6 protein-coding genes are annotated in these 13177 nt (G+C 43.5%); 3 read left to right on the forward strand and 3 right to left on the reverse strand.

Features of this window, described 5'->3' with window-relative positions:
* Positions 1-22 precede the first annotated feature (22 nt).
* From ACP26M_RS02520 to ACP26M_RS02530, 3 genes are all read left to right on the forward strand, one after another.
* Positions 23-1606: a GH39 family glycosyl hydrolase gene (locus ACP26M_RS02520; protein ID WP_426585860.1), complete on the forward strand. Its 1584-nt coding sequence runs from the start codon at positions 23-25 to the stop codon at positions 1604-1606.
* Positions 1607-2453: 847 nt separating this feature from the next.
* Positions 2454-4148 (forward strand): cellulase family glycosylhydrolase, encoded by a 1695-nt coding sequence (locus ACP26M_RS02525; RefSeq protein WP_426585862.1) that lies wholly within the window; start codon positions 2454-2456, stop codon positions 4146-4148.
* A gap of 253 nt (positions 4149-4401) precedes the next feature.
* Positions 4402-6777: a beta-L-arabinofuranosidase domain-containing protein gene (locus tag ACP26M_RS02530; RefSeq protein WP_426585864.1), complete on the forward strand. Its 2376-nt coding sequence runs from the start codon at positions 4402-4404 to the stop codon at positions 6775-6777.
* A gap of 190 nt (positions 6778-6967) precedes the next feature.
* On the opposite strand, the gene ACP26M_RS02535 is transcribed toward ACP26M_RS02530, so the two are convergent.
* The 3 genes from ACP26M_RS02535 to ACP26M_RS02545 are packed head-to-tail and all read right to left on the reverse strand — an operon-like array spanning position 6968 to position 13119.
* Positions 6968-8374, reverse strand: coding sequence for a sugar porter family MFS transporter (locus ACP26M_RS02535; RefSeq protein WP_426585866.1), 1407 nt, complete (start codon positions 8372-8374; stop codon positions 6968-6970).
* Positions 8375-8381: 7 nt separating this feature from the next.
* Positions 8382-11264 (reverse strand): glycoside hydrolase family 38 C-terminal domain-containing protein, encoded by a 2883-nt coding sequence (locus ACP26M_RS02540; RefSeq protein ID WP_426585868.1) that lies wholly within the window; start codon positions 11262-11264, stop codon positions 8382-8384.
* Between the two features lie 52 nt (positions 11265-11316).
* On the reverse strand, positions 11317-13119 hold the full coding sequence (locus ACP26M_RS02545; protein WP_426585870.1) for a class I mannose-6-phosphate isomerase: 1803 nt from the start codon (positions 13117-13119) through the stop codon (positions 11317-11319).
* Positions 13120-13177 lie beyond the last annotated feature (58 nt).

Below are 13177 nucleotides of genomic sequence, written 5' to 3' on the forward strand. Positions count from 1 at the left end.
AAACAGAGATATAAAAATAAATATGAAAATCTTACCCATTATTTTAGGAAGCCTGTTTTTTAGTAACGTTTTTGCTCAGGGCAACAGCCCGGAAAAAGCAAATCAAGCAAAAAGGGTTATCAACATCGATTTTAAAAAAGAAAAAGGACGTTTTAATACCTCTTTTAATTTATGTGTAGGAGCAGGGCGCGCAAATGAAGGCTTGCGGGCCGACTGGCAGCAACAATTGGCTATTGTAAAAAAAGAATGTGGTTTTAAATATATCAGGATGCATGGCCTGCTTACAGATGATATGGCTGTTTACAGGGAAGACAGGAATGGTAAGCCAGAATATAATTACCAATACGTTGACGCCCTATATGATTATATTTTAAGTATAGGCATGAAACCGTTTGTTGAACTGGGATTTATGCCGGGAGCGCTGGCAAGTGGTAATAAAACAATTTTTTGGTGGAGAGGAAATGTAACACCCCCGAAAGACTATAATAAATGGGAAGGTTTGATCCGTAACCTTACCCAGCATTTTACCGAGCGGTACGGAATTGATGAAGTTAAAAAATGGTATTTTGAAGTTTGGAATGAGCCGAACCTCAAAGATGGTTTTTGGACTGGCTCGCAAGAAGAGTATTTTAAATTGTATCAATATAGCGCTAAGGCGATAAAAAGTGTAAATCCAGCCTATAAAGTAGGAGGGCCGGCCACTGCCGGTGCGGCATGGGTACCTGAAATGATAGATTTTTGCAGCAAAAATTCAGTTCCTATTGATTTTATAAGTACCCATGCTTATGGTGTAAAACAAGGCTTTTTGGATGAGTATGGTTCAACCGGTACCGTACTTGACAAAAACCAGGAAAGCGTTAGCGGTGATGTTCGGAATTCACGCAAGCAAATAGAAAATTCTACAATTCCAGGCCTCGAATTACATTATACTGAATGGAGCTCATCTTATACTCCGTCAGATCCCATACACGATAGCTATCACGAAGCTGCGTATATACTTGAAAAATTGAAACAAACCGGATCGGCAGCAAATTCCATGTCTTACTGGACGTTTACTGACATCTTTGAAGAGGCCGGACCACGGTTTACGCCATTCCACGGAGGTTTCGGTTTACTCAATACTCAAGGGATAAAAAAGCCGGCGTTTTTTGCCTATTCTTTTTTAAACAAATTAGGCGAAACGGAAATAGCAGATCAGGATAGTTCCTCCTGGGCTTGTAAAAATAAAAACGGCGATGTTCAGGTGTTGCTTTGGGACTACACTTATACTTTGCCTGATTCTGTCAATAACCAGGCTTACTATGTCCGCGATCTGCCCGCTAAATCAAAAGGAGAGGTTGAATTGGTAATATCCGGTATGCCCAGCGGTAAATACCGAATGGAAATTTATAAGACGGGATATAAAGTAAATGATCCGTACACAACGTACCTGTCTTTCAATAAACCTGATCAATTGACAAAAGCACAAGTTGACAAGCTAAAAAAAGAAAATAATGGTGCAGCCATCTGGCATGAGGATATTACAGTAAATGCATCAGGTAAGGTGTTAAAGAAACTTCCTGTCAGGGAAAATGATGTTGCTTTCATCAATATCGTTAAGCTTTAGTAAGCCTTCAGTTAGCTCATTTTAATACATCAGCGGGTGATACTCATTTAAAAGTATCACCTGCTGATGTATTCCCGGTATGGTTTGTTATTTAATTTGCAAAGCTAAGCCTCTTAAACAGTTATTTTTATTTTTGAAACTCAATTAAGCCGGCACGTATATTTATTCGTTTTATATACCGGTTAAAATTCACAACGTAGCCTGTCCGCATCGAATTTGGCAATTGCTTGGGCTAACTGCTGAGCAACATTTATTACTGGTCGGATATTTTATAAATATCCTTATGAGTACTTTAAATAATATTCAGGGTTTCTTTTTTTTTGTTGAATACCTGATTTGAAAAATCACCATTGCCATTAATAAAGTAAGAGATGTATAAAACCCGAAATTTTGTAGCGGCGAACCCACGGACATGGTCGCGGCTGTTTTTTCTATTTTGCTAATCATTTAAAGTAGGTTGAGGTATTAATAATATTACTAAATTACTATTATTTACAACTTAAAGGAGTAAAACGAATTGGTTTTATTTAAATTACTTCAGTAAGGCCTTAATTTCAGTTGATAATAATTTTCGTTATATTTTATCTTGAGTTGTACATATAGTATTCAAGATTATAGTCACCTGTACCATATTTTCTTTTAAATTAAACATTCAGTACCCTATTTATTCACTTTTGTGGCCTTGCCGGCCTATATATTTGGCTCCCAAACCAATAGCGCAAGAGTGGCTTTAACCAAAAAACAACCTGCACTGATTTGAAACAGAAGTACAATCGCTAAAACGACGTTTGTTTATGGGCTCTGTTTAACTGTTCTTTTTTTGCTATAAACCAATTAATATTTAAATATGAGAACACTTAACTATTTTTTCGGCGTAGCCGCGATTTTATTGTTTACCCGGTGCCAAAAGCAACAAATTGCCAGCCCGGCTGTTAAACCGCCTGTTTCCAAACCAGTTAAAACATTGGCTATAACCAGTTATCCAAATTACAATACGTCACCTCTTGCGCCAGATCAAGCAGGAGTAACCAGCACAGCCGCACAGCTTGCAGCAAAGTTTCAATTGGGCTGGAACATCGGTAATTCACTTGAAGCAATAGGCGGCGAGACATATTGGGGTAACCCTGTGGTAACCCAGGCCCTTATTGATGAGGTAAAAAAAGCCGGGTTCACTGCAGTACGTATCCCTTGCGCATGGGATCAGTATTCTGACCAAAGTACCGGGCAAATTCAGCAAAGCTGGCTTAACAGGGTACAACAAGTAGTTCAATACTGCGTTAACGACGGTTTGTACGTAATACTCAACATACACTGGGATGGCGGGTGGCTGGAGAACAATTGTACCACCGCCGCACAGGCCGCAGTTAATGCCAAACAAAAAGCCTTTTGGGAACAAATAGCTACTCAAATGCGAGGCTTTGACGAACATGTAATCTTTGCCAGCGCAAATGAACCTGCAGTATCTGATGCTACGGGAATGGGGGTACTGCTTTCTTATCACCAAACGTTTGTCAATGCGGTGCGGTCAACTGGGGGGCATAACAGTTACAGGGTGCTCCTTATCCAGGGGCCGGGTACTAACATAGATAATACCAACAGTTTAATGAATACCTTGCCTACAGATCCGGCATCCAATCGACTGATGGTTGAAGTACATTATTATACTCCCTTTAATTTTGCCGGTTTGTCATCAGATGCAAGCTGGGGAAGCATGTTCTATTATTGGGGCAATGGCTACCATTCTACAACGGATGCTTCAAGGAATCCCACCTATGGTGAGGAGTCGGATGCAGTTGCAGAGTTTCCTTTGATGAAGTCTAAGTTCATTGACAAGGGCATTCCGGTGATATTGGGTGAATATGGAGCTATCCGCCGGTCCACAACACTGACGGGAGATGCGTTAACATTGCATCTTGCAGGCAGGGCGTATTATCTTAATTATGTTACCCATAAAGCATTACAATATGGCTTGCGTCCGTTTTATTTTGATGACGGCGCGACAGGTAATAATGCATTCAGGCTTATGAGTAGGCAAACTAACGGAGCGGCCGATCAACAAGGTTTAGCCGCAGTAATACAGGGCGGGCAAAACAATACGTCTTCATCGATTCAGGTTGGGCAGGTTTACCAGATTTACAGCAGAAACAGTTTTAAAGCCCTGGAATTTGCGGGCTGGGGCACTGCAAATCAAACCCAGGCCGACCAATGGGACTATTTATCAGGTGCAAACCAACAATTTAAAGTAGAAGATGCAGGAGGTGGCTACTATAGATTAACACCTATGCATGCTACCGGAAAGTGCCTGGAAGTTTATGGCTGGAACACTGGTAACGGCGGACAGGTAGCGTTATGGGATTACAGTGGCGGCGCAAATCAAAAATGGTCCATTCAGCTAACAGACAACGGATATTATAAAATCATCAATGCCAATAGTGGAAAGGCATTGGACGTTAACGGAGCTTCGCTTAATAACGGCGTCGCAGTTGAGCAATGGACTTATTCCGGAAGCCGTAATCAGCAATGGGGCTTTGTGAAAATATAATGTAACTGTTAAAACCATTACGGCCTTTTTAGGCTATTGATAGGTAAAAAGGCAAAAAACAAAAAGCCTTCAGATTTAGCGATTTGAAGGCTTTTTGTTTCTCGTCGATTGCTTTTTAGTCTTTAAATCGGCCAGTCCGACCGGAAATGCATGCGATGCATCCCTGCAAAAACTTTCCATTCGTTTTTAAACAGCTTCTTAGAATGGTGGGCTTTTTTATGATGTTGTTTTTTTATTGTTGTTTTAACACTTAATGATGTATCTTGCCGATGAAAACCCAATTATGAGACGCATCGCTTTTTTATTAATTCTTAGCCCATTTTTGCTGTGGGCGCAACAAAAGCAGGTTGTCAAAAGCTTCCCTCTACATGATGTCAGGCTATTACCGGGGATTTTTAAAGAACAGGAGCAGACAGACCTCAACTATATGCTTGCCCTGCAGCCCGACCGCCTGCTTGCACCTTTTAGAAGGGAGGCGGGGTTGCCACAAAAAGCTAAAAGTTATACAAACTGGGAAAACTCGGGCCTGGATGGGCATATCGGTGGCCACTATCTTTCTGCCCTGGCTATGATGTATGCTTCTACCGGTGATAACCGTATTCGCCAGCGCCTTGACTACATGGTCAATGAGCTTAAATTGTGCCAGGACAAAAACGGTGACGGATATTTGGGAGGCGTGCCTGGAAGCCGCGAACTTTGGCCCCAGGTGATGAAGGGTGATTTTACAGATTTCAATAAGAAATGGGTGCCTTTCTATAATATTCATAAAGTATTTGCCGGGCTGCGCGATGCATGGCTGTATGAAAATAACCAAACAGCAAAAGTCATGCTGATCAAGCTGGCAGACTGGTTTTACAATATCAGTACTGCACTTAGTCAGCAACAAATGCAGCAACTCCTTGGAAATGAACATGGAGGTGTCAATGAGGTACTGGCAGATGTATACGGCATCACCGGCGAAAAGAAATACCTTGACGCGGCCTACAGTTTCTCTCACCAGGCTCTCCTTCAGCCGCTTGAAAAAGGCCAGGATAAACTGGATAATTTACATGCAAATACGCAGATCCCAAAAGTGATAGGTTTTAAGCGGATTGCTGATTACAGCGGTGATACCGCTTACAATCATGCCGCGACATTCTTTTGGCAAACCGTGGTGCACCATCGATCGGTTGCAACGGGTGGCAATAGCGTAAGGGAACATTTTAACCCTGCTGCAGATTTCTCTACTATGATCTCCAGCGTGGAAGGCCCCGAAACATGCAATACCTATAACATGCTTAAGCTTACCGAAGATCTGTATATGTCAGATCCGGATATTGCCTATATCGATTATTACGAACGGGCGTTGTATAACCATATCCTTACAACCCAGCGGCCCGGCAAGGGAGGTTTTGTTTACTTTACTCCAATGCGGCCCGGGCATTACAGGGTTTACTCGCAGCCACAAACAAGCATGTGGTGCTGCGTTGGCTCCGGGATGGAAAATCATTCAAAGTATGGTGAAATGATCTACAGCCATTCAGATAACGAGCTATATGTTAATCTGTTTATTCCGTCTCAGCTTATATGGAAGCAAAAGGGCTTGCAACTTAAGCAGGAAACCATGTTCCCTGACAAGGAAACAACAACGCTGAAGATTTTGAAGACTGGCAATAGTGTATACGGGATAAATATCAGGTATCCTTCATGGGTAAAAACCGGTGCACTTTCAATTAACATCAATGGCCAGCTTGTTCAAGTTACAGCACAGCCGTCATCATATGTGCAGCTAAAAAGAAAATGGAGGAAAGGAGATATAATCACCGTCCGATTACCGATGCACACGACGACGGAGAAACTTCCTGACGGCTCTAATTATGAAGCCGTGCTGCATGGGCCGATCGTACTTGCTTCAGTGATTGATACAATTGCTCAAAAAGGCCATGAGGCCGATGACAGCAGGATGGGCCATGTTGCTGCGGGCAACCTGTATAAGCTTACAGATATGCCGGCTTTTGTAAGCGATTCTGCTAATGATGCCCTGATGATAATTGGTGATAAAAATAAACCGATGTCCTTTACTGCCAGGCGGCTAATATACCCGGTTAAATACCGAAACCTGAAGTTGGTGCCGTTTTATAAGATCCAGGATGCCCGTTATGTAGTGTACTGGCGAAAAGAATCGGCCAGGGGCTTTGACGAATTGCAGGCTAAGTTAGCGGAGGAGGACGCGAAGGAAGCAAAATTGGCTGCTAATACTATCGATATGGTAACTCCGGGCGAACAACAGCCCGAATCAGATCATTTCATGGAAAAAGAGAATTCGTTTGCCGACGTTAATTTCAACAGGCACTTCAGGGCTGCAACGGGTTCATTCAGCTATAAGCTCACCGATAAAAATAAAGCCGCAAAGAAAATTAGTATCACGTATTTTGGAATTGAAAGGAACCATAAGTTCTCCGTCCTTATCAATGAACAGGAATTGGTCAGAGTCGACTTAAAAGATGGTAAACGTGACACTTTCTATACCGTGGAATATGATCTGCCGGCAGATTTGAAATACAACGCAGACCAAAGTCTCCGGATAAAATTCCAGGCGGATAAGGGTGCAATGGCCGGACCTGTTTATGAAGTAAGGCTTTTAAAATAATTGAGGGTTTAAATCTGTTCCAACCTGTTGCCATAACAGGAGTGGTTCACTGTTACATGGTAAATGCCCTAAATAATAGGATTTGGAGCGGCCCGCGATACTCAGAAAGTTGCCAGCCTGTTGCCGGGAATAAACCTCAGACGGATGATAAGCAGCAGTTTGAGGTGATCTTTCAGAATGCAAATTCAGATTAGTGCCCAGCCCAGATTTCCTGAACCTCTTCCAATGATTTTCCTTTGGTTTCGGGAACCATTTTATACACAATCACTAAAGAAAAAAAACAACACGCCGCAAAGAACCAGAAGGTGACCGCCGGCCCGATTGAATTTAAAAACATAGGGGTTAGCTGCCCTACAATTGTATCCGCCACCCACATGGTCATGATGCTTAAGCCTAAAGCTCGGCCTCGGATTCTTGTTGGATAAATTTCGGATGCGATAACGAATTTCAACGGGCCTATCGAGAACGCGAAACAAGCTAAAAATAGGATGATGCTAACAACTAATGCAAGGCCGGTTGTAGCACCTGTATAAAAGCAAGCCCCGGTAAAAAGAAGGCAAATCGTGGCGCCTAAAGCGCCGGCTATATATAGCGGTCTGCGCCCCATTTTATCAACTTTCCAAATGGCTATTAGCGTAAAAGCGAAGTTAGCAATGCCAAATATGATCTGGCTAAGCAGGGCGTTGCTTATATTGATGCCTGCATCGCTCAATATTCTCGGGCCGTAATAAATAACTGCATTAATACCACTGAACTGAGAGAACAGCGGCAGCAGCAACCCAATTAGCAATGGTTTACGCATAGCTGGTGCAAATATCTCGCGGTAGGTGCCTATGTTGCGACTTGGGTTGTTCTTTATCAGTGTCACGTCTTTTAGAGCCGTTGCATAGTCGGTTACTTTTGAGAGGATGACAATGCCATCGTCGGCTTTCCCGTTTTGAATAAGCCAGCGTGGGCTTTCGGGTACAAAGCACAGGCCAACAAAAAACAGCAGGGCAGGGATGGCGCCCAGGCCAAGCATACTGCGCCAAACTTCTTTAATCGTCACCAGATCGATAATTGTACCTAAGCTATTGCTCTTATGGTGTAATGAAAAATTAAGCAAACCGGCATTGGTAAGGTAAGCTACAAGAATGCCAGCGGTGATGGCCAGTTGATAAAAAGTTACCAGACGGCCGCGTATCCGTGCCGGGGCAATTTCTGATATGTATAGTGGTGCCACAATTGACGCCACGCCAACACCCATACCGCCCAGCATTCGGGCTAAGATAAGCAAGGTAAAGCCCGATGACAAGGCCGAACCCACGGCAGAAAGCAAGAAAAGCACCGCCGATAACATCAGCATTTTTTTACGCCCTACCCGGTCGCTCAAGTCCCCCGAAAAAGCTACACCGATAATACACCCGATAAGTGCCGACGATACGAACCAGCCTTCGGTAACGGCCGATAACGCGAATTGGCTTTTTACAAACGGGAGCACACCCGAAATAACTGCCATATCAAAACCAAAAAGCAGGCCGCCTAAGGTAGCTATAAGGGTTACAGCAGTTAAAAACAAGACGGAGGGTTTGGTGTCCGGTGATAGTTTTTGTTTCATGGCGATTTTATTTTTCGATGCGTACAGTGATTATTCCTTTTACCGGAATCTTAAAATTGTTATCAAGCGCGGCCACCTTTTCTTCGGTCAGATTGCTTTTCCAGATCTTTATCTTCGCTTTTGCTTTCGGAGTGATGTTCACTTCACTATCGCCGGTACTCACTATCTGCGCAATAACGCCATTGCCATCATCGGCAGGTTTTAAGGATTCTATGTAGATCTGCTTACCACCGATATTAAAAAACGGTTCGTCATCCTGATTATCCGAAGCGGAAACTATTAATGGCTGATGATTGCTAAGGCCAAACCGGTTGGCATCAAAACTATCGTATCCTAAGGTGTGGGAACGGAAAATATAACGGAACGTGGCCAGCCCTTTTTCCTGCTCAGCCCGGAAATTGGTGTGCCATAAGTTGTTCATTACCCACGAATAAATCTTTGGCGACTGCGCCGTGAATGTTAACCACTGCGGCGCATGATGCAAACCACCAAGCAAATCGGCAGTTGTGATCTTGCCTATCTCAAACAAAGGCGCATCCGGACTTGACCAGGTAATACCGAACGCCGCGTTTGAAACATCAACCCAACGCTGCATGGTAAACCAATTTTTATTGGCGTTAGGGAGCTGGTCGGCTTCGGCAGCAGCACTTCCCCACGGAATACTATAACGTACCTGTGCGCCTGGAACACTAAATGGAAACGCGAAGTGAACGCTCTCTTTAGTACGAATACTTTCCTTGTCAATGGTATTGATCAGCTCAATTTTATCAAGCCCGTTAACCAGCCTGATTTCGCGGGTTAAGCCATAGGCTCCAGGCGCTTTTGAGGTAGCCAAAAGGCTCACCACCAATGGCCCATTTTCTTTAATGCTGATGATGGCGTCGGTACTTGTTTGCTGGCGCTGCAGTGAATCGCCGGGCATATAAATGTATTTGTTAAAACCGGTGCTATCCACCAATACCTGTTGTTTACCACCCCCGGTTTTTACCAGTTTACTTATATCGCCGGTTTTGCTGTCAATTGTGACGGTGTAGAAGCCGTTAGCCAATCCGTTTAACGAAATTATAGCTTTGCCGTTTACAAAAGCTTTACCATGGTTAATAGTGTAAGTTTTTTTACCAAACGCCGGTACCCCTGTGGCAACAAAAGCCAGCTCGCCCGAGCTTAAGCGTTGCGATGGGATTGCATTGCCTGTTGCATCCTTAACCAGGTCGCCTGCTTTGCTTAAACCGGCCGGTACATAAACAACATCGGTGCGCAGCCACGACAGGGTGTTGTAAACGTCTACCTTATTTGCTGCTGCGGTTTTTACAGCCAATATCAAATTGCTGAGCGAATCGGTTTGTTTTTGGGCGCTTAGTGCATAGCCTTTTTTAATAGTCCACTCGCTTTTAACTTTTGCATCTTCGGGGTCGCTAACACTATTATATGCGCCCCAGGTGTGTTCATTGTAAAGCAGCAGGTTTTTCCAGGTGTCGTCAAAATCATCAACAGGGTAGCCTGGTTTATTACGGATGGCCCAAAGGGCCGATGCCTGTTTTAGCTTGTCAGATGTTTGGCGGCTGATGGCTGTTTCTTTCGCTGCTGACGACACGCCGTCCGTCCAGTACTCAGTATAGTCGCCGGTGAACGACGGGATTTTGTCTTGATATTGTTTCTCAAAGTCCTGGAAAAATTGTTTTACCGAGGTGATCACCAGTTTTGGCGAGGCAAAATGCTCGTTCCAGCTTTTAACAGCATCGGGAAGTTCAGGATCGATAGGAGCATTATCGCTCATAGCCCAGGTTAACAACGACATGTTATACGGAAAGTTATTTTGTTCAAGGCCGCCGAGATATTGGAAAAGGTGCGGGTTTAGAAAATTATCCGATGGGTGACCAGTATAAAAAGGTTTAGGATCGTCTATAGTAAAAAAATTAGGGATCCTGGTTCCTTTTAGCGCATAGCCTATCGAGTAAGGCTGGCATTGCCAGAACAGTAGTTTTTGTTTACCCGATGGCGAAATCCAATAAAATGGTTTATCCTGCCATTTGGCAAGGTTGCCTATCCTGTCGGATGCGTTTGGGCCTGATAAAAAATATTTGATCCCGGTTTGTTCGCTTTGCGCAGCAAGGCCCCAACTGGCGCCCGGCACATCGCCCTGGAACATGCTATGGATCTCAACCCCATGAGTCTTAGCCAGTTTTTGTGATTTGGCGAACATTTGCATCAACTGGTAGGAGTCTGTCATACTGGTATTGATATTACCGTAAGCGCCATCCAAATTGATCCATCCTTTTTTCACCGCGTCCCAAAAGCGCTCTTTTTTAGCTTCATCTGCCGCTTTCAGGTAATTATCAACTGCCCAAATGGCTTCTGTTGTCCATTTATAGCGGGCTTCCACTGGGTAGTTGGCCGTTTTTTTAGCCAGATCAATAGCTTCATCAATATTATCCATGTGCAGTTTCAACACCTTTGCCTGTGTGTTGGTGTAACCAATATCTACATGTGAGTGAGGGAGGATATACATGGTCCAGTTGTTGCGGGCCGGTTCAACAATGCAGCGGGCCATATAGGTTTGCCCGCCGGCATTTAAGGTAACAGTAACCTGCGCCGCCGAGGTTATTGGCGGGCCGGGAAGCGGAAGCTCAAATACATCAGTGCCCTCTTTACTGGCCGGTATTATAACATGATCGGTTATGCCATTGAAGGAAACGGTGGCCTCTGTGGCTGCGAAGTTTTTACCCTCATGAAATAGCAGCCGGGCCATTCTGCGGGACTGGCCCTGGTAATTGACATAGGCAATTGTTGGTTGCAGGGTGATTCCATTAAAATGCTTACCACCTGTTTGCGCCATTGCTGATGCACATATGAAAATGAATGCCGACAGGATGGAGAAAATCTTATTCATAACTTAGAAGGTTTTAAGAGGATGCGTTTTGAGTTTGATTTAAGCAGATATATTAACAACATTCGTCTTTAACAAAAGCTTTGATAACCTTAACCCTTGTTTTGCCCGTATTTTTAAGTGTATAGCTTTTAACCGCGGCCGGAATAATAAAGGTTTCGGCATAATTAATAACCTGTTCACGACCGTTAGTGATCACTGCAATGCTTTCGCCCTCAACCAGGCTCAATACATGGCATTGGTTATTGGTATCTTCAGTTATCTCGGCATCAAACTCAAAGCGCTCAATAGCGTAAAAGTGCTCAGGATGAGTTGATAAGCTAATAATCTCCCAGTTATGGCCTTTTTTTAAGGTGGTTTGTTTGGAGATGAGTGTTTCGGTCACTACATCACCTTTTCTTTCGAAATTGAGGTTTTCAAAGGCCCGGTCGATATTCAGTGTTCGTGGATTTCCGCTTAAGTCGGGGCGGAGCCAGTCGTATATTTTAAAGGTAAAGATGTACGGCGTGGCGCTGATCTCCAGTACCATATTATTTTTGCCCGAGCAATGTACCGTACCATTTGGGATCAGGAACAAGTCGTGCCTGGCTGCCGGGAAGGTTTGTACGTAGTCTTTGATCTCTACCGGTTCGTTTTGCTCAAAACTGTTCTCTAAAACACTCCTGAATTGTTGTTTGTTGATATTTTCCCGGAAACCAAGGTAAACTTCGGCGCCTGGTTCTGCATCGAGGATGTAATAAGTTTCATCCTGCGTAAAATCTTCGCCGAAGTTATTTTTAATATATTCAACAGAAGGGTGGCATTGCAATGAAAGGTTGCCGCCGTCAAAAGTATCCAAAAAATCAAACCGGATAGGAAAGGCATCGCCAAACCTGGCTGCCGCTTTGCCTAAAATGGCTTCGTTATCCAGTAACAGCAAGGTATCCAACGATACCTCTAACATATTGTTGCCGCTTTGCAGCAGGATGCCGTTCTCCGGGGCGATAAGTTCAAATGACCAGGCATAGTTTACAACATCTTTGTTCAAGCCATTGATGTTGTTTTTAATCCATTGGCCTCCCCAAACCCCGGGCTCAAACCATGGCCTGGCCCTAAACATGTGACTGGACATGGTTTTAAGTCCGTTTCTTAACGCATCGCCAGTTGTCCACGAAATTTCATTGATCCTTTGCTCATCGATGATTGCATCTATGGCAGGCAAAAGCTGTTTTTTATGCTTATTGAGTACCGGCCAATCTATAAAATAAAAACGTTTGTATTGATTTTTGGGATCGGAAGGCAGCTTTTCGCCAAGGTTGCAGATAGTGTTGGCCCTTGACCGGAACTGGATCTCATTTTTAGGAACATCGATATATAGCAATGTACATTTCCATTCGGCAAGAGCGGCACCCGCACCATACAATATGTTTAATTTGTTTGGTTCGGGTTTAAGACTTTGGAGTTTTTCGACATCAAAAAAATCGCTCAGCTCTCCATCGTATAGCTTACCAAATAACGGGTCATCGCCACCATCGTAATTAGCGGTTATTTCATGAATAATGCTTTCCGGTTTTAATGCTTTATTTACATTAATCCAATTAGCCTGGATGTCTGAAGCAGCAAATTCATCGTTTAGGCCGCAGATAAGTACATCCCAATATACGCCCGAATAGCCATCTATAACAATGTCATGGTTGCATGTAATGATCCAATTGGCTAAAGTTTTATAGCCGGTATATATCGGCCCGGCAATGTCGAAAGTGGGGTAAATGTCATACTCCTGCCTTTTCGCAGCTTTCTTCAAATCCGGAAGCAGAAACTGTTTGGTGTTCCTCATCGTTTCGATATTAAACGAGTTCGATAAAATAGATTTATTCATGCATTAATATGTTGTAATGTGCAAACATATTTTATTTCGTTTATATTTCAAATAAGTC

The organism is Mucilaginibacter sp. R-33 (assembly GCF_049949235.1).
GTDB lineage: Bacteria > Bacteroidota > Bacteroidia > Sphingobacteriales > Sphingobacteriaceae > Mucilaginibacter.

What these genes read in the sequence shown, in the direction of transcription:
- ACP26M_RS02520 (WP_426585860.1), top strand. Translation starts at nt 23, where the DNA reads ATGAAAATCTTACCCATTATTTTAGGAAGCCTGTTTTTTAGTAACGTT.
- ACP26M_RS02525 (WP_426585862.1), top strand. Translation starts at nt 2,454, where the DNA reads ATGAGAACACTTAACTATTTTTTCGGCGTAGCCGCGATTTTATTGTTT.
- ACP26M_RS02530 (WP_426585864.1), top strand. Translation starts at nt 4,402, where the DNA reads ATGATGTATCTTGCCGATGAAAACCCAATTATGAGACGCATCGCTTTT.
- ACP26M_RS02535 (WP_426585866.1), bottom strand. Translation starts at nt 8,374, where the DNA reads ATGAAACAAAAACTATCACCGGACACCAAACCCTCCGTCTTGTTTTTA.
- ACP26M_RS02540 (WP_426585868.1), bottom strand. Translation starts at nt 11,264, where the DNA reads ATGAATAAGATTTTCTCCATCCTGTCGGCATTCATTTTCATATGTGCA.
- ACP26M_RS02545 (WP_426585870.1), bottom strand. Translation starts at nt 13,119, where the DNA reads ATGAATAAATCTATTTTATCGAACTCGTTTAATATCGAAACGATGAGG.